Here is a 20,858-nt window from a genome sequence, read left to right on the forward strand (position 1 = left end):
GGCGAATCCCACGGCGGACTCTCATCCAGGAGCAGCTTCCATCGCATGATCGTCTGCCTCAAAGTCGACGTCCAACCCCAAACCTGCTTATTGGTGACCAAGTGCCCTGGACTCGGCGCACCTACGCGCGTTGGCTGAGTGTCAGTGGCCACGAGGAGGCGAGCCATGCCTGACCAGGGTGTGACGACATCGAAGTACGTACTCGGACTCGACGAGGTCGGACTCGCGGATGCGGGATCGGTTGGTGGTAAGGCCGCCAACCTCGGGGAGATGACCCGTTTGAAACTGGCGGTGCCGCCCGGATTCGTCATCACCACCGGCGCGTATCTGGAGACGATGCAGGAGAGCGGAATCCGGTCGGAGCTGTACACGCATCGGGTTCCCGACGCTGTGGAGGCCCAGCTGTTGAGTGATCAGGCCAAGAGACTGCGCGGGATCGTTCTGGACGCACCGTTGCCGGATGCCGTGAGACACGCAATCACCGATGCTTACCACCGGCTCGGCGACAGCATCCGGGTCGCGGTTCGCTCGTCTGCCCCCGCCGAGGATGCGGCGGACACGTCGTTCGCGGGAATCCACGACAGCTACACGAATGTCAGCGGAGACGACCCGGTACTCGACGCGGTACGACGGTGCTGGGCGTCGCTGTGGTCCGAACGAGCACTCAGCTACCGGGCCGCTCGCGGCTATGGCGAGGAACCCTCGGTAGCGGTCGTGGTCCAGACGATGGTTCCCTCGGACCGTTCCGGGGTCGCATTCACGGCCGACCCGCGAAGCGGGACACGCGAGCACATCGTCATCGAAGCGGCGCGCGGTCTCGGCGAGGTGGTGGTCGGCGGCCAGGTCGAACCCGACACCTACACAGTCGACAAGGACTCCGGCGCCCTTGTCGACATGCACTTGGGCGCACAGGCATTTCAGATCCACAGCGATTCCGTTGGCGAGAGCCGGGAGGAGATCGCACCGGATGTGCAGCGGCAGCGGGTCCTCGATGACAGAACCCTGCGCCGTGTCGCCGAGCTGGCCACGGTCATCGAGAAGAGTTACGACGCACCACAGGATCTCGAGTTCGCCATCGCGGGCGACGACTTGTGGGTGGTGCAGACCAGGCCGATAACGACGTTGGGGATGTCGGTCCAACGAGGCCCGATCGAGGAGGCGAGCCCGTCCGGAGTGCTGGCAACCGGACTCGGGGCAGGTCCCGGAATCGCAAGCGGCCAGGTGCGGGTCCTGACGTCGCCGAAAGAAGGCGACCGTCTCCAGGCCGGCGATGTCCTGGTCGCTCCGATGACGAGGCCGGATTGGATTCCGATCCTTCGGCGCGCGGCGGCGATCGTGACCGATCGAGGAGGAATCACCTGCCACGCCGCGATTGTGGGCCGTGAACTCGGCCTGCCCGTCGTGGTCGGCGCACGCAATGCGACGTCGGTCTTGACCGAGGGGCAGATGGTCACGGTTGACGGCAACAAAGGGGTGGTGGTTGCGGGCGCCGACAGCGAGGATCGGATCCTGACGGCGCCGGTGACCCCAGCCCCGACGGCTGTCGGAGTCCGAGTCGGCCAGACCGGAACCGCGACCGCGATCTATGTCAACCTCGCCTCGCCCGACACCGCAGAAGACGTGGCCGCACGCGCCGTTGACGGCGTGGGTCTGCTCCGAGCCGAGTTCATGATCACCGAAGCGCTGGGAGGCAAGCATCCGAACAAGTTGATCGAGGAGGGGCGCAGGGACGACTACATCGAATCGATGGCCGAGGGCGTCGGCCGCATCGCGGCGGCTTTCTCGCCTCGGCCCGTCATCTACCGTGCGGTCGATCTGCGGAGCAACGAGTTCGCGAATCTCGACGGCGGCGAATCCGAGCCGGTTGAGGAGAATCCGATGATCGGGTACCGGGGTTGCTTCAGGTACATCCGCGAGCCGGACCTGTTCGGCCTCGATCTCGACGTGCTACACAGGGTGCGCCAGCGGTTCTCCAATGTTCACCTGATGATCCCCTTCGTCCGCACTCGGTGGGAGCTCGTCCGTTGCCTCGAACTGGTCGACGCGCATCCGCTGGGACAGGACCGGCGCATGCTCCGCTGGATCATGGCCGAGGTGCCCTCGGTCACGCATTGGCTGGAGGAGTACGCGCGCCTCGGCATCGACGGGCTGTCGATCGGCACCAACGACCTCACCCAACTGGTCCTCGGCGTCGATCGGGACTCGGGCGTCTGCGAGGATCTGTTCGACACGATGGATCCGGCGGTCCTGGCGACGATCGACCTCATCCTGGATCGCGCACGAGCGGTGGGGATGACGACGTCACTCTGCGGTCAGGCGGTCTCGAGCGCGCCCGCACTGGCCGAGCACCTCGTCCGGCGGGGCATCACCTCGGTGTCGGTCACACCTGACTCCGTCGAGCAGACCCGCCGCACGGTCGACATGGCCGAACGCCGAATCCTGCTGGAACACGCCCGGATCGGCGACCGACCAGGCGAGTAATGACCTTGCTCAGGATTCCGGGATGCCCTTGTGGCCGGCCAGGTCCAGTGAGTGGTTCTGGAGCTTCGACTCGTGCCCGACCGCCGCGTCGGAGGCCGCCTCGATCGCGTGTAGCTCGGAGCGACACCGCTCGACCTGCTCGCGGGTGCATGTGGCGGTTCCCGGTGTCATGAGCATGGCCGCGCTCGCGGCGACACCGAGCCTGACCGCCTCGCCGAAGCTCGATCCACGACACAGCCCCACCACCGTGCCCGCAACCAGGCTGTCGCCGGCACCGACACCGCTGCGCACCTCCTTGGGAAGGGCGGGGATCTCGTACTGACTGTCCGGAGTGACGGCGAGAGCGCCCCGAGATCCGAGAGACACCACGACTCGAGCGCACACACCTGCCTCGATCAGCTCCCGCGCCGCACGCACCTGGTCGCCCGGCGTTTCGAGCGTTCGCCCGGTGAGGTCGCGCAACTCCCGGATGCTCGGTTTGAGCAGAAACACCCCGGATTGCACCTGCCGCAGCGCCTCGCCCGAGCTGTCCAGGACGAAGAGGGCCTCGGAGCCCTGCACCACGGTCGACACCCGCTGATAGAAGTTGGTCGGCACACCCGGGGGCAGGCTGCCACTTGCCACGACGAAGAGGGCCGTTGCGGAGAGCCTTTCGATCGCGTCCAGGCAGGAACTCTGCTCCTTTCTCGTGAGAGTGGGTCCGGGCAGGACGAATCGGTATTGGCGGGCCGTATCGGTCTCCGCCACCGTGATGCACTCCCGTGTCGATCCTCGAATCGGCACCACCTCGTACGGCACACCTTCGCCCGCGAGCAGGGTGCGCACCATCTGGCCGGTGGGGCCGCCGGTCGGTATCACGGCGAGGACCGATGCTCCGAGAGCGTGCGCTATCCGAGCGACGTTGACACCGCCGCCTCCGGGGTCATTCCGGAGCGAGGCACACCGCAGCTTGTGGTCCGGTCGAACCTGTGGGGTAGCAGTTTCGATGTCCAGCGCAGGATTCATGGTCAGCGTGACAATGTCGTGCACCGGTCACCTCCCGGGTCGCAGCAGGCTTACAGACCGTTCCCATCCAGTGTTCAACCCGCCCTGCCCTGCACGGTAGGGCCTACCGCACCCACGCGACGGGACCGCGGGGTGACCAACGGCCCTATCGACCGCACATCGCGCCTTCGTACCGTCATGAGCGAGGCAGAAGGAGAGCCGCCATGCGCGCCGAGGCCGGGGATTGGCTTGTCGTCAAGGGGACAGTCGTCGACGCACCGGACCAGGTCGGCCAGATAGTCGAGGTACGGACCAGAGACGGCGGCCCGCCGTACGTCGTGAAATGGGTGCGGGACGGTCACCAGGCTCTGGTCTTCCCCGGGCCCGACGCGCTCGTCGTAGCGGCCGCCGTGATGACCCGCCGACAGGAGCACGAGCGCAATCGAATTGCAGAGCTGCAGAAGCTCATCGGGGGAACAGGTAAGCAGGGCGGCGACCCAACCGGATCAAAACAGTCGACGTGAAGACCGATGCGATGGGGGCGGCGACCGATGCGCCGGATCGGATCTACCAATGAACTGGAGGAATGCCATGGCCACCGTCCACGACATCATGCACACGGGTGCGACGTGAACGCATCGACCAGGCGTCAGGTCCTGGTGGGGGTCGACGGATCGGTGGCCAGCCTCAACGCAGTGCGTTGGGCCGCTGAGGACGCCGCGCTTCACCAGCGACCACTGCACCTGATCAATGTGCTCGCCGCTGACACCGCCGGTGGACCCAGCCTTGGATACGATGGGCCCGGTCTCGCGAAGGTACGCGCCGAATCCCAAGCCATTCTCGACCGCGCCATGCCGGTGGCCGCAAAGGCTGCAAGCGCGATTCACGCCATCGAGGTGACCACTGAGATCGCGGACGGCCAGGTGAGGCCGATCCTGCTGGGCAGGACCGAGGACGCGAGCATGGTCGTGGTCGGTAAGCACGGCCTCGGCACGTTTGGCATGGGCTTGCTCGGATCGGTGAGCTCTGCACTCGCCAGGCACTCCCGCTGCCCTGTGGCGGTGGTGGGGGGTGCCACTGTCCCCGCGGATCCGTCTGGCGGCGCGGTGCTGGTCGGCGTGGACGGATCGTCAAACAGCGAACCGGCGCTCGGTGTTGCATTCGACGAGGCTTCACATCGAGGTGCGGAACTGCGCGCACTATATGCATGGAGCGACGTGAGCGAATCCCTCGCCTTCGCTGTCGACTGGCAGGCAGTGTCGACCTCCGAGGAGATGGCGCTCGCCGAGAGCCTCGCAGGGTGGCAGGAACGCCATCCCGACGTGCACGTGCAGCGGATCGTCGTCAAGGACCGCCCGGTTCGCAACCTACTCGCGAGATCTCAACAAGCGCAGCTCGTGGTCGTCGGTAGCCACGGGCGAGGCGGGTTCGCGGGCATGACGCTCGGTTCGACCAGTCAGGCGCTGCTATACCTGGTGGAGTGCCCCATCATCGTGGTTCGAGGGCCCTGAGCCGAACTCACGCTCCGCAGCTCGCTGCCCGACGTGGGTCAGGGATCGCTGTGGTGGGATCTCCAGATTCGTACAGTCTCGGACGCGGCCTCGTCCACCGTGCGCATGGTGTCGATCGTTACCGCGTCGGTCCACGGATCGGCGTCCGTGGACATCCGATCCGCAATGGCCGCCGTCGCATCGGAGAACCCAACCGTCCGAGCGACTATCCGCTGTTCAGACACTGCTTGTGGGCACGCGCAGCGCAACTGCAGGAGCATGCTTGCGGTCTGGGCCGCGAGCTCGCGCGCCCGGCGCCGTTCCCGGCGATCGGACCACGATGCGTCGAGGACAACCGATTCGCCGTGGCTCAGATGGTCCTCGGCTCGGCCGAGCATCGCGTCATAGACCGCCGAGATCGCCGCGGGGGAGTACAGGCCGCGCCGGTAGGCTCCCGGCTCACCGCCGATCTCGCCGGAGCGTTGCAGCTCGTCGCGGACCGAGTCGCTGCTGACGACCACCGCGCCGACCGCCTCCGCGAGCCGCGTGGCCAGGGTGGACTTTCCGGTGCCGGGGAGACCACCGACGAGGGCCAGGCGGACCGCCGATGCACGTAGGTGCTCGAGGCTGAGCATGGTGTGCCGTGTCGCCGACAACCCGGCATGTTCGACGCCCTGTGCGTGTTGGATGCAGTCGACCTTCGCCCGAACCAGCGCGCGGTACGCGGTGTAGTGGTGGACCAGAGAGTGGGGCGCAGTGTCCGCGGCGAGGTCCCGATACCGTCCGACGACCTCCTGGGCCAGATCGGGTCTGCCCAGGAACTCGAGATCCATGGCCAGAAAGGCGATGTCGTCGATGCAGTCGACGAATCGCAGTCGATCGTCGAAGTCCAGGCAGTCGAGTATCCGAGGCCCATCGGGGAGGCAGAAGATATCGTCCGCGATCAGATCGCCGTGCCCGTCGATGATCCGATGTGCCGCAATCCGCCGATCGAAAAGGCGTCGTCGGCCGCTCACGTACCGGGCCGCATGACGGTCGATCTCGGCGAGGACGCCTTCTGGTGGAATCTGGCCGTGAAAGCCGCGGATCTCCGCGATGTTTGCCCGCCAGCGTTCGAGTACCGACGCGGCGGTCCCGCATCCGTCGATACTGCTGCCGCGTTCAGCCTGGGCGTGAAATGCGCAGAGCTGTTCGACGAGCCTCTGTAGATCCTTGTCCGCCAGCATTCGAGTCGTCGCCAGGTGGGACAGCCGAAGGCTGCCGGGAAGCCGCCGCATGACGAGTATCGGTTCGCTGCATTCGTCGTCCGGAGACGTCAGGTGGGCTATGCCGAGGTAGACATCGGGTGCAAGTCGCCGGTTCAGACTCAGTTCGTTTCTGCATGCGGCGTCACGTTGTTCGACGGAGCGAAAGTCCAGGAATCCGGTGGCGACTGGCTTCTTTCCCTTGTAGCAGCGGTCGCCGATGAGCACGACGATGCCGGTGTGGGTCTCACGGATGACCGGCGCTTGGTGCTGCTGCACCGGTTGTCCTGTCTCCGAGTCATCCATGACCGTTCATTCCGAATTCGGACGCTGCAAACGGGATCTCCGGTCCCCACCCTTCGATCTCGTCCCAGGTGCCAAGGGAGCCCCCTTCACGTGGATCGCGCTGCCCAGCACGATCCGGTGATACTCCCCGGCGCGGGGTTCCCCCAAAGTGAACTTAGGTCGACGACGCACAGTCATCGCGGCTCTCGGTACACCAGGATCGGACACCGGGCATTCAGCAGGAGTGACTGACTCGTCGAGCCGAGCACCGCGCCCTCGACGAAGCCACGCCCGCGGCTGCCGACGACGATCATCTGCGCATTCGCACTCAATGCGGTCAAGGACTCGGCAGCGGTGTCCTGGACGACCAGAGTGTCGACGCGAATCCCGGGAAAGGTCGTATGCCATCGTTCGACCCGACCGCGAATTTCCTCGTCGAACTCTCGCTCGACCTCCAGCGCACGCCGTCGCCGCAGGTCGGGCATCAGATCGACGGCAGCGCGCACCGCCAGCACGTGTGTATGCCTGATCGAGGCCTCGTGCATCGCCGATCCGAGCAGCGCATCGTCGATGTGGTGCCCGCCGAGCCCGGTGAGAACGGGCCCGGTCGATGGTGGCGCGGAATCCGGGTCGGAGCCACGAACCACCACAACGGGGCATGCCGCGCCCGCAGCAAGAGCCGACGCGGTAGATCCCACCATCGCCCGGCGGATGAATCCCATTCCGACCGAACCGAGCACGAGCGCGTTGGCGGATTCTGTCTGTGCGCGGAGGGTCGGCACAAGTGGTCCGCGCACTATCCGGGACTCGACCTTGACCGAAGCGTCCACACCCCTCGCGGCAGCCTCGGCGAAGGCGAGCACGCGCTCGGCGTATCTGCGTTCGAGTTCGTCCTTCGCGATCACGTAGACCAGGTGCAGTTCCACCCGACGACCCACTGCCTCGACCGTCGCCCACTCTGCGGCCCTGACAGCCTGGTCCGAGCCGTCGATGCCGACGACAAACGGTTCGTCTCGATGTGGGTTGTACACCGTCTCGACTCCCATGTGATGTTGACGTCCGTGATGTCGAGCTCGCGCACAGCTACGAAGGTTCGACTTCGTCCAGCACAGCCAGCCTGCGTCGGAACTCGTCCTCGTCCAGTTCGCCGCGCGCGAATTGCTGCAACAAGATCTGGCGCGCGGAGCTCATGGGTGCGACGTAATGACGGTCCGGCGCGCTCCTGTTCTGGAATCTGATCACCGCCACGACAGCGAGGACCACGACCACCACGAGAATCGTGAACCATCCGATCATCAGCACAAACATCCAGCCATTCGAGGCGTGGTCGTCCCAGTACATGACATGACCTCCTCCACGAGCGATCTAGTCCGGTTCGCCGAGTGATCGCCCGGACTCTGCCGCCCCCGCAAGACCACTGTTCCGCTGCCACGACGGCGGCGCTAGGGACCTTGTTCCCTCGCTTCGGATGGACCCGACAAAGGGACCTTGTGCCCTGCCACCATTCGCAGGCGGCGGGAAGGCTGGCTGGCAGGTCGAGGCGAGCACCACCCACCTCGCGCGGTCGCCTCGACACCGAAGGCACGGTCCGTGAAGGAGTAACCCATGAGCGACAAGACCTGGACGATCGACATCACGATCGACGAACGTGATCGTCGGACCCGCGCGAAGGCCGCCCTGGCGATCGGTCAATCGAGACTCGTCGGCGTCGGGTTCGCCAGGCGAGATCCGGCCGATCCGGAGGTGACGGTGATCGGCGACGAACTCGCCGCCGCGCGGGCTCTCCGTGATCTGGCGAACCAGCTTGTCGCGACGACATCCAGGGACATCGAGAATGCCATGCATCAGCCCGTCCGGTTGGCGCGATGACCATCGCGGTTTCGCGTGAGGGCCCCGGCCGGATCAACGGCGAGTGAGAAGTAGCACTCTTCCTCCTGAATGAAATGAAGCCTCAGCAGGGCGTGGAGACCATACAGGCAGGAGAGCAGATCGTCGGTTTGGTCCGCGCTCAGCGCGCCCGCGCTGTCGGCGAGGACCAGGTGCTGATGAAGGCGTTGGCACTGGTGCTCGATCTCGACATGCATGCGGCTCATGGGCGCAGTCGCCTCCGAACTGCCGAGCGGACGCGCCAATGCGGGGTACAGGTCCGTATCCTCCGCGCGCTCGTGCGGCAAGAGGGTGCGACGAAGGAAGTCGTCGGTGCGGCGCAATGCCGCGTGTGCCGCGCCGCGATCGCCCCCGGTGATCAGCTCCGCCGTCTCTCGCAGGATCGACAGTTCGTCCCGCATGTGGTCGTGCTCGGAACTGAACCGAACAAGCATGGCGTCGGTCCGGGGGTCGATGTCGACAGCCGGTCGCCCGCCGAGCGCTCGCATCGCGTTGAGAATGACGGCGACATCGATGAGCTCCTGCGTAAGCGCACCCACGGCAGGTGTGAGCAGGCCGAACGCAGCGAATCCCATTGCAATACAGGACATCACCATCCCGCCGACGGCGCTCTGGGTCGCGATGCGGCGCGCCCGTTGTGCCGTGACCATGGCGTCCGCCACCCGGTCCAGCCGGTCTGCGGTGAGGACGACATCGGCTGCTTCGGTACTGGCGCTCGAACCCCGAGCACCCATGGCTATCCCCACTGACGCGGCGGCGAGCGCGGGCGCGTCGTTCACGCCGTCGCCGACCATCACGGTGATCGCCGTGCCCGTCTCGCTGCGCACGCGCGCGACCTTGTCTGAGGGTGACTGCTCCGCGTAGATGTCGTCGATCCCCAGGATCGTCCCGATCTCGCGCGCCGGTTCGGGGCGATCGCCGGTCAGCAGCACCACCCGGCGCAGGCCTTGCGCGCGCAATCGACGCAAGGTGCGGGGGGCATCACTTCGAATCGGGTCGTTCAACACGATCGCCCCACTGATCACACCATCGATCGTGACCCACGCCGCTGCGGTTCCGTCGAAGGCCAGCCGGTTCTGCAGGGTGACGACCCAGCGCGGGGGCTCGGCGAGGGGAGCGAGGACTCCGACGGTCACACGGTGACCGTCGACGGTCGCGCTGACCCCGGTGCCCTGCTGCTCGGCGACATCGACGGGAACCACCAGGTCGAGCCCTCGTACCCTGGCTTCGCGCACGATGGCCTCGGCGAACACATGGGCCGAGAACTGGTCAGCGGAGGCTGCGACCCTCAGGATCTCGTCCGCGGTCACGCCGGGTCCGGCCACGATCTCGCTTCCTGTCGGGCGTCCCATGGTCACCGTGCCGGTCTTGTCCAGCAGCAGCGTTCGTGCCCGACCAAGGTTCTCCAGGGCGCCGCCGTCGCGAATCACAACCCCGAAGCGGGCAGCTCGTGAGAGCCCGGAGACGATCGCGACCGGGGCAGCGAGCAGCAGGGGGCACGGTGTCGCGACCACCAGCACTGCCACGGCTCGGGTCGCGGAGCCGCTCGCAAGCCATGCGGCCGCGACGATCGCCGCGACGAACGGGAGGAACCACAGCGCAAACCGGTCCGCGAGACGGACGATTTGAGCGTTCTCGGCCCCCGCTTCCTGGGCCAGGCGCACGATCCCGGCATACGTGCTGTCGGCTGCCGTCGCGGTGGCAACGATCTCGACCGGACCACCGGCGTTGAGCACCCCGCTCCGGACGTCCTCGCCGTGGCGTCGTTCGACGTGCATCGGTTCGCCGGTGAGTGCCGATTCGTCCAGGATGGCATTCTCGGTCGACACCCAGCCGTCGAGCGGGATCAGCTCGCCCGGGCCGATGGCCACCAGGTCGCCGACGACGACCTCCTCGAGCGGAACCCGGCGCACGTCATTCCCGGCGCGCAGCCGAGCGCTGCGGGGTGCTCGATCGACGAGTTCGCGAAGATCTTTCGTCGCGCGTGTGGACGCCGCTGTCTCCAGTGCCTGGCCGGAGGCGAACATGACGCCGATGAGGGCTCCCGCAAGGTATTCACCGACGAGCACCGTGCCCACCAGCGCCAGAACGGCGATGATGTCGACGCCGAGCCGGCCGCGCCGGATCCCCACGATCACCGACCACGTCGCGGGTACGAGCGCCACCCCGGTCGCGGTGATCCAACACGCGTCGGCGACGTGGTGGTGCCCCGTCAGGGCACCCACGACTCCCGCCACCAACCCGGCGGACGTGACGACGAAGAGGGCGATACTCAACCCGTGACGGGATACCCGTTGCAGAAGCGTCGGCCTCGGCTCGGTCGGCATGTCCCTGCGCGCTGTCAGTGCATACCGTCCATCGGCGGCATGGGTACGCCCATGTGGTGCAGCCACATCATGAACGCGTGGCACATGGCCATCAGATCTGTCGGCATGGCGACCACTCCTCGACGGGATCCGACATCGCTAGCTGGGATGATGACTCGAGTATCCGCCGGGCAACCGCGATTGGAACAGGGCCAAAGGTCATAGTCGCGTCCTGGAGCAAGGCCGGTGACGGATCCATACTGGAGGTGTACGGGTCCGCGGATCACCGCGGTGTACACACCTGACCGAATGAGTTGGTGGCAATGACCGATGAGTCGCCGCTGTACATGAACCAGGCCGACCTGATGGCGTGGCGCATGGAGGCAGATCCGGTGCTGCGCTCGACCATCGTCGCGCTGTTGATCCTCGACCGAAGTCCCGACTGGCGCCGCGTGGAATCGATGATGGACAGGGCCACCACCCTCGCACCCCACTTCCGGTGCAAGGTGGTTGAGACGAAACTGGGTCCGGCTCCACCGCGCTGGGTGGTCGATCCGGACTTCGACCTGTCCTGGCATCTGCGGAGATTCACGCTCGCGGCACCGGAGATGCAGTCCGTGCTGGATTTCGCCCAGACAACGGGATCGACGGCCTTCGACAGGGAACGGCCGCTGTGGGAGTTGACGGTGCTGGACGGGCTGTCCGGCGGCCGTGCCGCCATCGTGCTGAAGGTGCACCACGCACTCACCGATGGGGTCGGCGGGATGGCCATCACCCGCGAGATCGTGGATCTCACGCGCGCGGGGGAGCGCCCCCTCACAACGCCGCCCGTCCAGCGGGAACCAACGAACGGTGCGGCGCCGTCGTGGTACCGACTGTCCGCCGCCGCCCTGTCCAGACAGGTCATGGACTGGGCACCTCAGCGCGTGCGGTCAGTCGTCGACGACCCTCTCGGAACGGCGCGCGGGGCGGCCGCGACTCTCATGTCGGTCGCCCGTTTCGTTCGGCCGATAGCGACCACATTGTCTCCCGTGATGACCGCCAGGTCCACGCGCAGGCGCTTCGCCCTTCTCGAGGTGCCGATCGAGGATCTGTCCCAGGCGGCCTCGTGCGGCAGCGGATCGATCAACGACGCCTTCATCGTTGCGGTGCTGCTGGCTATGAGGCACTACCACCACCGGTGCGGGGCCGCGGTCGACCGCCTGAGGGTCACGATTCCGATGAGCCTGCGGACGGAGCGGGATCCCTTGGAGGGCAACAAGATCACCCTGGCCCGCCTGACGCTGCCCGCTGACACAGACGACCCCGCAGTCCTGATCCGGCAAGTGCACGCGACCATCGGCAGGTGGCGCATCGAACCGGCCATACCTTTCGCGCCTGCCATCGCGGGTGTGCTGAACATGCTGCCGCCGGCGCTGCTGGGCAACATGCTCAGACATGTCGACTTCGTCGCCTCGGATGTGGTCGGCTCACCCGAACCTTTGTACATCGCGGGGTCCCGGGTCGATCGCTACTTCGCGTTCAGTCCCACTCTCGGCGCGGCCTTCAACGCGACGATGGTGTCCTACGGATCTCGATGCTGCGTGGGGCTCGACTCCGACGCCGCCGCAGTCCCGGATGTCGGTGCGCTCCGGGAGTCGATGGTCGAGGGATTTCGCAGGGTCCTGGAACTGCGTGGGCAGTCCGCCCTCGATGGTGCGGAGGACGCGGTCCGTTGATCATCCCGAGCTCTCCGCGTATCAGGAGAACGAGACCTCGTTGACTCCGGGAACCGTCTCCGCCAGCGCAGCTATGACACCGCACTCGGGGTCGTCACGCCCAATTCCGTCGATGGTCACGTTGCCACCCGCCACGTGGACATCCCATTGTCGCGCGCCGCTGCCGCTGTAGACGTCTAGCCGATGTTGGATCTCGTGGGCGATGTGGGTGTCGTCCATCGTCAGGACGCTGATCAGGTCCCTGCGGGTCACGATGCCGATGATGTCCTTGTCGTGCACGATCGGGATGCCACGCAATCTCGAATTGAGCATGGCTGACGCCAGGTCACTGAGGTCAGCCTCGGCGGTCATCGCGACGACGGGGCTGCTCATGACCTCCGCGACCGTCGGAGCCTCCCGCGCCTGTTCGTCACCGGTTGCCTGCGAACCGGACCTGCGGAACTGTTCGCGCAGGAGGTCGCCTTCCGAGACGATCCCGGTCAGATGCTGGGAGTCGTCGACGACCGGGAGAACCGTGAAGCCCGTCGTTTCCATGGTGTGAAGGCAGTCGATGACCGGCGTCGACCGTGTCACGGTGGTGACCGGGCTGCTCATGATGTGTCGCGCGCGCATGATGGCTCCTTTGACTACATTCTCCAGCGTCCGCGCGACCGGCTGGGGAGACTAGGGCCATACGTCCCACAGAGTCCTCGATCCACGCTCACGTCGTGCCGTGCATGGCGCCCGACTGGACGCGAGTTGTCGCCGAGGTGCTCCACCCAGCAATAGGGACCAAGGACCCTGCTCGGGTGCGGCGCGCGTGATACAGGCTTGGGATATGCCCAGTCGCCCGGCGATCACCACCGCCGGCCTGTCCAAGTCCTACGGCCGGCAGCCCGCTCTGGTCGACGTGGACCTGAGCGTCGACGCGGGGGAGATATTCGGATACCTAGGGCCCAACGGCGCGGGGAAGTCGACGACGCTCCGCATCCTGATGGGCATGCTGCGCCCCACATCGGGCTCGGCGACCGTGCTGGGACTCGATTGCTGGTCGTCTGCGCCTCGAGTGCACCGTCGGGTCGGCTACGTTCCGGGGGAGCTCGCCCTGTACGAGAAGATGACCGGGCTTGATCACGTCTCCTACTTCGGTCAGGTCGGGGCTCGCGGAGGCCGGAGCCGGGCAACCGACATCGCCGACCGACTGGACCTCGATCTCGGGAGGCCCGTCCGGGTCATGTCGCGGGGAAACCGGCAGAAGCTCGGGTTGGTGCTCGCGCTGATGTCGTCGCCGGAGTTGCTCATTCTCGACGAACCGACAACCGGCCTGGATCCCATCATGCAGCGGGAGTTCGACGAGGTACTTCGTGAGCACACCGCTGCCGGGGGAACGGTGCTGCTGTCCTCCCACGTACTCAGTGAGGTACAGCAGGTAGCGGACCGAATCGGGGTGCTCCGTGAAGGACGGTTGATCGCTGTCGAGAAGCTCCACACGTTGCGCCAGAAGTCCCTGCACCATCTGGTCGTCGAGTTCGCCGATCCCGTGCGTGCGGACGTGTTCCGCGACGTCGCGGGTGTTCGGGATCTCGTGGTAGACGGAAGAACGCTGAGATGCGACGCACCGGAGCAGGCACTCAACGCGTTGATTCAACGTGTCGCCAAATTCACGGTGGTCGACCTCGAATGCGCCGAGGCCGACCTCGAAGAGACGTTCATGACCTATTACGGGACCGAGTCAAGTGATGCTTCGTAGCGTGATGACGAAGACGCTTCACGACCAACGCCGGGCATTGCCCGCATGGGTGATCGGCCTCGTGCTGCTGGTCGGCATGTATGTGGCCATCTGGCCGAGTGTGCGCGGCGAACCGTCGATGAACGAGTTTCTCGATCAGATGCCAGAGGCATTTCGTGCGCTCTTCGCAATGTCTGGCGCGGACATGTCCACGCCGGTCGGCTACGTGAAGATCGAGCTCATGTCGTTCATGGTTCCACTTCTGCTGTTGACGTATGCGATCGGCGGTGGCGCCGCGGCGATCGCGGGCGAGGAAGATCGAAGGACGCTCGATCTGCTCCTTTCCGCGCCCATCAGCCGGCGACGCATCGTCTTGGAGAAGGGCGCGGCCATGCTGATCGGCACCGCGCTCCTGGGAACGGTCACCGGCCTCGCGTTGATCTTGTTGGGTTGGCTCGCGAACATGGACCTGCCCCAGGGCGGGGTGGCCGCCGTGATGGGGCATGCGGTATTGCTCGCACTGGTTTTCGGTGCACTCGCCTTGGCGTTGGGTGCCATCACCGGTCACCCGGCGGTCAGTCGTTCGGTGCCTGTCGCCGCCGCCATCCTCGCGTACATCGTCAACGGTCTCGCACCCGTGGTCACCTGGCTCGAGCCATGGCAACGCACTTCGCCCTTCTACCAGTACGCCGGCCACGATCCGCTACAGCACGGATTCTCCGCCGGATCCGCGGTCATCGCGTTGGTGACGATCACGGTGCTGATCGTCACCGCGATCGTGGGCTTCGATCGACGTGATGTCCGCGGATGAGGCCCATACCCCCGGAGGGCAATTCATCACAGTGACGTAATACCTGGGCGTGGCCGGGAGGAGCGAAGGGGAGTATCAACCTGCCTCCACCCGGGGCATCCGCGCCATGGGCGAGTCAGCGTTGGCCCGGGGCCCGGGGCCCGGGCCCCGGAACCGCCACTACATGGCGCGAGAGACGTGCGCGGGCTCGACATCCGGCGCGAGCCAATCGGCTGACCGAACCCGAGCATTGCGTCACAGTGACGCAATGCGGTGGCATGGCCGGAGAGCAGGGCGCGCACGAAGGGGGTCACAAACGCACGAAGGACACCGACCGGGGCGCGCGACGGACAACGGCGTCACGGGACCACGCGCCTCGAGGGAACGTCCAAACCGGCAGCGGACCCGTCGCCGGAGCGGCAAGCAATTGCCAACCGGCAAGGCATGCTCGGCATTCGCGGGCGCGTCAAGGAAGACGCCAAGGCGCATACGGGCGGCGGACGGGATAACCGAAACGACCGGCGCGGACGCGTTATCAACGCATTTCAGTGCACAACCGATAATCGACATTATGTCATCTTGAGTGCATATGGCCGCCCCCAGTGGGCACCGATGGACACGGTCCATCGAGAGGACTTCGCACGAGCACAGTGACCACCCGGGCGCGGCGGCGGCGCCCGAACCCGAGTCCGGCTCCGCACCCCCGCGAGGACCTCCGCGCAACGGGCGCACGCCGAACGGGCGCACGACGACGACGACAGATCGTCACGACTGGCGACGTTGCACCGAACCGTCCGACGAAATCGATTGTTCCGCTCCAGCCCGCCGATCGACACCCGCACGCATCCCAGACCCCCACCGGCAGCACGGACCAGCGCACCACCGACACCGGAACCGAGTTTCATGGATAATCACTGTTATCCATGAAACTTGCTGCAGTACAACAGATTACATGGATCACGGCTCACGCGGGCAGGCTTCGCACGAACCCCGGTCGGTTGCCACGGTTCTCCGACGGCATGTCCCGCAACGCGTTCGCTCGGACAGGCTGCGGGGACCACCCCTCGGCACCCGACTCCCCCCGAATGGCCACCAACCCGCCCACTCCTCTCGCCACGGCCGAACCTGTTCTGCCACCAACCGATCCCCCACGGCGGCCGTCCGTACGACCTGGGGATGACACCGATTCCCACCGCAGACCGATGCGCACGATCGGTCCCGGACGCGAGAGTGGAGGACATGATCAACACCAACCCGTCGCATTCAAGCCGCTTTGCCGTCGTCGGTCTCCTCACCGCACTCACGGCAATCGCTGCACCGGGCACGGCGCTGGCGATCCAGAACGGTGCCGATGCGACGGCGGGGTCGCAGCCCCGGTTCGTACAGATCGTGGCCGAGACCGACCGGCTCAGCGAACCGCGGCACGTCGTCGACGTTCGCGGCTACAGCGTCCTGCCGGGCTACGCGATCACCGACCGGCCCGATGGGATCCGCACGGTCAGCGGCGACGCCGCAGTCCTCGAACTCGCGTCCCCGGTGCCCGACGCGGCGCCGCTCCCCCTGATCGACACGTCCCCGACGGTCGGATCCTCGGCCGCGGACTGACCGGTGCGTATCCGGCCGGTAGCCCGGACATGCTGCAGCAGGCGAATGTTCGCGTCGCTGCGCCGTCGGCGTGCCAGGCCACCATGGCGGATCGATACGGCTTCGACGAGGCGCAATCGCTGTGCATCGAGGGCTGGAGAACACGGCGATGTCCACGGTTGTCCCCTGCACCGGGGACTCCGGCGGTCCCCTCGTCATCGGAACCGGACCGACGGCCCGGCTCGCCGGGATCGCCAGCTACCTCGACCGGCGGGACAACTGCGACGACCCGACCGTGCGGCTCGCCGCGTACACCGACGCCGCCACGATCCGCGATTGGGCATTCGCCCCGGATCTCGTGCTCGCTCCGGCCCAGACGAAGGCGCCTCGCATCACGGGTACCCCCGCGGTCGGCTCCACGGTGTCCTGCCAGTCCGAGTGGGCCGATCCGAACGCTCAGTTGAGCGTCGAGTGGACGATCGGAGACCGCTCCGAGGACGGGGGTCTGACGCCCGTGGACGGCGCCGCGATCAATCACACCGCTCGGTCGATCGAGATCCCACAGCAGGCGGACGGACATCAGCTGGTCTGCACGGTCTCCGCACGCGGCGAGGGCGGCGTCTCCACCGGTATCAGCGAGGACGTCACGGTCATGCCGCGACCGGTGGCCGCGGGGTCATGGTTGACCGTCGCCGGCATCGCCGGCCTCGCAGGTGCGGGAGTGCTCGCCGCGGTGCTCAGCCGCCGATAGACACGACAACCAGCACTGTCGGGCGGCCCGCCCCGCGAGGGACGGGCCACCCGACAGCGCTATCGCAGCCGGCTACCGGGCTACTTCTTGGCGGCAGGCGGCGCGTTCAGCAGGGTGATGAACGGCTGGGCGTTGGCGGCCACGGCGCCCAGTCCCCCGATCGCGGTACCCGCAAGCGAGGCGCCTGCCCCCACCAGCAGCGCCCCGCCGATGCAACCCGCGAGCGGGCCCGCACCGAACAGCATCGCAGCAGGCGCCGAGACCACACCACCGGCGACGGCACCGAGGATGCAGCCGCCGACCAGGCCGGTCGCCGCGCCCAGGAAGCCGCCGACGGCGCCCGTCATCGTGATGTTGTCCTTGACCCCCGCGACGGCCGCGGGCAGGTCGATGTCCTTGGCGGGCAGGGCAACCGGGGTCGCCGCGGCCGGGCTGGTGTCCGCGGTGAGCGTCGCGGTCCGCCCGTCGATCTTCGCCGTGACCGGATGTGCGATGCCGTCGACCGCGAGCGCCAGCGGTACCGACTCGACGATGGCACCGCTCGAGTCCCGCACGATCAGGTGGTTGTTCTCGGTGGCCAGCGAACCCGCGGTCGTATCGAGGATCACCTGGTTGCCGCTGCGGGTGACATTCCACCCCACACCTGCCGCCTTGGCAGGCGCCGGATCCGCATGGGCGGTGCCGGCAATGATTCCCATCGACGCGATCGTCATGGCCGACACGGCCGCCAGTTTGGTCATCTTCATGGTCGGTGAGATTCCTTTTCGTTCTCTCGCAGGCACCGATGGTCCCTGCGCTGCCGGGCGAAGCCAGCCGATGGGTGACGCGTCGGTCGACGCAGACGGCACGCTGAGCTGCTGCAACGGTGAAGACAGTCGGCGTGTTGGAGATACCGACGACACTAGGGACGAAATGTGTCGGCGCCGTCGCGCGCGGTGTCCTCGCCCTTACGATCTGCGCACCTTGTCAGCTACTGAGGAGTCAGAAGCGCGCAATCAGAGCGTGACTCGACAGAAACACCACGTGAACCGACAACCCTTGACTAACCGTACGGACGATCGTACGTTTATTTTGCCCCGCCACTTCCCCACTCCGAAAGGTGTTGACATGACCACGGACTCACGCGTGAAGGACATCGACGAGATCAAGACGACACACCTGTTCGACATGGTCGTCGACCTGAACCCGCCTCTGAAGGTCGGAAAGGGGCCGTTCGGGCACCGGACCATCTTCACCGCGGCCGGAGGATCCTTCGACGGCCCACGGCTCCGCGGCGAGGTGCTGACAGGTGGCGGCGACTGGGGACTGTATCGCCCCGACGGAGGACTGGCCCTGGACGTGCGCCTGACACTGCGCACCGACGACGGCGCCCTCGTGCACGTGACCTACGGGGGCCGGTGGATCGTCCCGGCCGACCTGCGAGCCGACATCGTCGATCCCACCAAGAGGACCGGGATCGACCCTGCTCAGTACTATTTTCGGACGGCTCCACTCTTCGAAACGGGCACGATGCAGTACGCGTGGCTGAACGACCTCGTCTGCATCGGGTCCGGCTATCCGGTCGAAGGCGGGGTCGCCTACCGGGTCTCCCAGGTTCTGTGAGCGCTCGCTGACCGGATGACCACTACGCCGGCGAAAGGAACCCGCGGATGGCCGAGGTCAGCTCGCGCGGACTGTCCTCCGGGATCAGCGTGTAGCAGTCCGCGAGTTCGACCAGGTCCGCATCGGGAAAGAGCGCGGCCAGGCGGCGGCCGTGCTCGATCGGCATCACCCGGTCCTCGGTCCCCCACACGATCAGCACCGGACCCCGGAAACCCGCGGCCGCGGCAGCCCAGGTCCGGAGCGTGTCCCGACCAGGAACGGAGGTGACGTATTTCCGGAGGTCACGTCGTATGGCCGCGTTCTCCGTCGCCGGCCGGAACCAGGCGTCCATCACCTCGGTCGGTACCGCGCGTTTGCTCATCGCCCCCCACGCCCTCGGCGATCGTCGCATCACACGCAGGCGCAGCGCCTGCATGGTGAGGAAGAGCCCGCCCGGGATGCGTGCGAGGGCCGCGACGGGCCGCGCCGGCGGGGGTGGGTAGTTCTCGAAGGCCTCGCTGGCGGTGATGATCATCCTGGCGATCCGCGAGGTGTCGCCGTTCGCGATCAGGACCTGTGCACCGCCCCAGTCGTTCTGCGCGAGTGTCACATCCGACAGTCCGAGCCGTTCGACGAACTCCCCGATCAGCACGGCAAGCGAGGACAGCGACAGGTCCGCGTCCGGCCGCATCGGAATCCGGTGGCCGCCGAGCGGCCAGGTCGGCAGGATGCACCGATAGTCGTCGCGCAGGTCGGCGACCACGTGACGCCAGAGCGTCCCGTCCATGGTCAGACCGTGCAGGAACACGATGACCGGCCCCGGCCCACCCGTGTCCTCGTACTCGATCGTTCCCACCGACAGTTCGACCGTCTGCATGACAACTCCCCCGCCTGGACATCCGAACAGAACGTTGCACCCGAGCCGAGGGCCTCGCGTCACATCTTCCGGGCGCGGTACCCTCCCCGTTCTCTGCGGAAGGAGGTGAGGAACACGGAACGTGATGTGCCCGTGTCGGTTCGCCGACTGGTGTTCTTGACGCCGATAGGCCAAGCGTTATGTCATTATCACTGGGGGGCACGCTGCGCCAGCGGCGTGTCGATCTCCATAGGATCCGCGGACGTCTCTCAGACCGAAAGTTCATGAACCGCTACAAGATTCCCCTACCCCGCCACGAGGTCGTCGCGGACATCCAACGGCCCCCGCCGGTGGTTGCCGACGGGGTCTCGCGGGCCCTGTCCCCCGCCCTACCGCACGACCACCACGATGTCGCGCGCGAGTTCCGGACGCGGCGACGGCCACAGTGTTTCGATTCGTGCCTGCGCGGGCATCACTACCGGGTGCGCCTGCACCGCACCGAGGGGGCGTGACGCCATGACCGACGATGTCGAGAAGCGCTGGAGCAACCCGCGAGAACTGCGCGCCGCGAGCCGCTACACCCTCGCCGTGATCGTCCTCGCGCTCGCGGTGATGGCGGCCGCGGCGATCTGGGCGGAGGTCGCTCGCCCGGACGACTGCGCTGCCGACACCGTCCTGGCATGCACGACCGCACCGCGACTCGTGCTGGCCTTCGTGCCGACATCGATTCTCCTGATCGGCGGGCTCGGCGCATTCGTGCGGACCTACCAGGTGTGGCGCGCAGGCGGCACCTGGCCGATCTGGCACGGAGCAGGCTGGGTCCTGTTCATCGCGATGCTGCTCTATCTCGGTATCTCGGCGACGGCGCTTGCCGGCTAGCGCCCAACTGCGACCAGCGGCGCCCTCGGGGGTCACATCGCGTTCGGGTCGGCCCGGCCCGCGTGGCCACCCCCACTCCCCTCTCCCGCCCGACCCCCTTCGTCGTGGCCAGACGACGGGAGTGGCTGCACAACCTGCACCCGACCTCGGTGAGTAACCACCGCCACGGCACCTTGTGCCGATATCCCGAGCGTTATGACATTATCAATCCACCGGCGTTCGGCGGGCCACGGAGGCGACCTCGGCCGCTCTCCTGTCCCGGTGCCGGTGATCCGGGCGGCCGAACCCACTCCCCTCGGTGTCGGTGCCCCCCG

The 20,858-nt window shown here is 66.8% G+C and carries 20 protein-coding genes; 12 read left to right on the forward strand and 8 right to left on the reverse strand.

Features of this window, described 5'->3' with window-relative positions; genetic code table 11:
• Positions 1-165 precede the first annotated feature (165 nt).
• Entirely contained in the window at positions 166-2,481 is a 2,316-nt protein-coding gene (gene ppsA, locus BR31_RS0113450) for a phosphoenolpyruvate synthase (protein WP_037176598.1), read from the forward strand.
• Positions 2,482-2,490: 9 nt separating this feature from the next.
• Here ppsA and BR31_RS28550 read toward each other — a convergent pair whose 3' ends face one another.
• Positions 2,491-3,510, reverse strand: a complete 1,020-nt coding sequence (locus tag BR31_RS28550; RefSeq protein WP_197023608.1) for a 1-phosphofructokinase family hexose kinase — start codon at positions 3,508-3,510, stop codon at positions 2,491-2,493.
• A gap of 179 nt (positions 3,511-3,689) precedes the next feature.
• Between BR31_RS28550 and BR31_RS28555 the strand changes: the two genes are divergently transcribed.
• The gene (locus tag BR31_RS28555) at positions 3,690-3,989 is read left to right on the forward strand and encodes a DUF1918 domain-containing protein (protein WP_051637384.1); all 300 of its coding nucleotides are present in this window, start codon (positions 3,690-3,692) and stop codon (positions 3,987-3,989) included.
• A 105-nt stretch (positions 3,990-4,094) separates the two neighbouring features.
• Positions 4,095-4,976, forward strand: a complete 882-nt coding sequence (locus BR31_RS0113465) for a universal stress protein (RefSeq protein ID WP_027501428.1) — start codon at positions 4,095-4,097, stop codon at positions 4,974-4,976.
• A gap of 38 nt (positions 4,977-5,014) precedes the next feature.
• Here BR31_RS0113465 and BR31_RS28560 read toward each other — a convergent pair whose 3' ends face one another.
• From BR31_RS28560 to BR31_RS0113480, 3 genes are all read right to left on the reverse strand, one after another.
• A complete protein-coding gene (locus BR31_RS28560; protein WP_231496478.1) occupies positions 5,015-6,427 on the reverse strand; it encodes a bifunctional aminoglycoside phosphotransferase/ATP-binding protein in 1,413 nt (470 codons plus the stop codon).
• 251 nt (positions 6,428-6,678) lie between these two features.
• The gene (locus BR31_RS0113475; RefSeq protein WP_051637386.1) at positions 6,679-7,530 is read right to left on the reverse strand and encodes a universal stress protein; all 852 of its coding nucleotides are present in this window, start codon (positions 7,528-7,530) and stop codon (positions 6,679-6,681) included.
• A gap of 37 nt (positions 7,531-7,567) precedes the next feature.
• A complete protein-coding gene (locus BR31_RS0113480) occupies positions 7,568-7,825 on the reverse strand; it encodes an SHOCT domain-containing protein (RefSeq protein WP_037176601.1) in 258 nt (85 codons plus the stop codon).
• 264 nt (positions 7,826-8,089) lie between these two features.
• Here BR31_RS0113480 and BR31_RS0113485 point away from each other — a divergent pair, with 264 nt between their 5' ends.
• Complete coding sequence (locus BR31_RS0113485) at positions 8,090-8,353, forward strand: dsRBD fold-containing protein (protein WP_027501431.1); 264 nt, start codon at positions 8,090-8,092, stop codon at positions 8,351-8,353.
• Here the strand turns inward: BR31_RS0113485 and BR31_RS28565 are convergent.
• On the reverse strand, positions 8,329-10,698 hold the full coding sequence (locus BR31_RS28565) for a heavy metal translocating P-type ATPase (protein ID WP_051637387.1): 2,370 nt from the start codon (positions 10,696-10,698) through the stop codon (positions 8,329-8,331). The two genes, BR31_RS0113485 and BR31_RS28565, sit on opposite strands and share 25 nt — an antisense overlap.
• A gap of 302 nt (positions 10,699-11,000) precedes the next feature.
• On the opposite strand from BR31_RS28565, the gene BR31_RS0113500 reads away from it, so the two are divergent.
• The gene (locus BR31_RS0113500; protein WP_027501432.1) at positions 11,001-12,395 is read left to right on the forward strand and encodes a wax ester/triacylglycerol synthase domain-containing protein; all 1,395 of its coding nucleotides are present in this window, start codon (positions 11,001-11,003) and stop codon (positions 12,393-12,395) included.
• Positions 12,396-12,416: 21 nt separating this feature from the next.
• On the opposite strand, the gene BR31_RS0113505 is transcribed toward BR31_RS0113500, so the two are convergent.
• Positions 12,417-13,007 (reverse strand): CBS domain-containing protein, encoded by a 591-nt coding sequence (locus tag BR31_RS0113505; RefSeq protein WP_027501433.1) that lies wholly within the window; start codon positions 13,005-13,007, stop codon positions 12,417-12,419.
• A 205-nt stretch (positions 13,008-13,212) separates the two neighbouring features.
• On the opposite strand from BR31_RS0113505, the gene BR31_RS0113510 reads away from it, so the two are divergent.
• The 4 genes from BR31_RS0113510 (at position 13,213) to BR31_RS0113525 (ending at position 17,228) form a co-directional block, all read left to right on the forward strand.
• Positions 13,213-14,124: an ABC transporter ATP-binding protein gene (locus tag BR31_RS0113510; protein WP_027501434.1), complete on the forward strand. Its 912-nt coding sequence runs from the start codon at positions 13,213-13,215 to the stop codon at positions 14,122-14,124.
• Between the two features lie 4 nt (positions 14,125-14,128).
• A complete protein-coding gene (locus tag BR31_RS0113515) occupies positions 14,129-14,914 on the forward strand; it encodes an ABC transporter permease subunit (RefSeq protein ID WP_231496479.1) in 786 nt (261 codons plus the stop codon).
• 1,218 nt (positions 14,915-16,132) lie between these two features.
• Complete coding sequence (locus tag BR31_RS0113520) at positions 16,133-16,498, forward strand: hypothetical protein (protein WP_156042475.1); 366 nt, start codon at positions 16,133-16,135, stop codon at positions 16,496-16,498.
• A 148-nt stretch (positions 16,499-16,646) separates the two neighbouring features.
• Positions 16,647-17,228, forward strand: a complete 582-nt coding sequence (locus BR31_RS0113525) for a trypsin-like serine protease (protein ID WP_156042476.1) — start codon at positions 16,647-16,649, stop codon at positions 17,226-17,228.
• Between the two features lie 80 nt (positions 17,229-17,308).
• On the opposite strand, the gene BR31_RS0113530 is transcribed toward BR31_RS0113525, so the two are convergent.
• Complete coding sequence (locus BR31_RS0113530) at positions 17,309-17,974, reverse strand: DUF8020 domain-containing protein (RefSeq protein WP_027501438.1); 666 nt, start codon at positions 17,972-17,974, stop codon at positions 17,309-17,311.
• A 361-nt stretch (positions 17,975-18,335) separates the two neighbouring features.
• On the opposite strand from BR31_RS0113530, the gene BR31_RS0113535 reads away from it, so the two are divergent.
• A complete protein-coding gene (locus BR31_RS0113535) occupies positions 18,336-18,830 on the forward strand; it encodes a DUF3237 domain-containing protein (protein WP_027501439.1) in 495 nt (164 codons plus the stop codon).
• A 22-nt stretch (positions 18,831-18,852) separates the two neighbouring features.
• On the opposite strand, the gene BR31_RS0113540 is transcribed toward BR31_RS0113535, so the two are convergent.
• A complete protein-coding gene (locus BR31_RS0113540; protein ID WP_027501440.1) occupies positions 18,853-19,686 on the reverse strand; it encodes an alpha/beta fold hydrolase in 834 nt (277 codons plus the stop codon).
• A 263-nt stretch (positions 19,687-19,949) separates the two neighbouring features.
• Between BR31_RS0113540 and BR31_RS31520 the strand changes: the two genes are divergently transcribed.
• Both BR31_RS31520 and BR31_RS0113550 read left to right on the forward strand, forming a co-directional pair.
• Positions 19,950-20,177 carry a hypothetical protein gene (locus BR31_RS31520; RefSeq protein ID WP_027501441.1) on the forward strand — a complete coding sequence of 76 codons (228 nt, stop codon included), beginning with the start codon at positions 19,950-19,952 and terminating at the stop codon, positions 20,175-20,177.
• A gap of 4 nt (positions 20,178-20,181) precedes the next feature.
• Entirely contained in the window at positions 20,182-20,544 is a 363-nt protein-coding gene (locus BR31_RS0113550; RefSeq protein ID WP_027501442.1) for a hypothetical protein, read from the forward strand.
• Positions 20,545-20,858: the final 314 nt, after the last annotated feature.

Source organism: Rhodococcus sp. UNC363MFTsu5.1, assembly GCF_000686785.1.
GTDB lineage: Bacteria > Actinomycetota > Actinomycetes > Mycobacteriales > Mycobacteriaceae > Rhodococcus_G > Rhodococcus_G maanshanensis.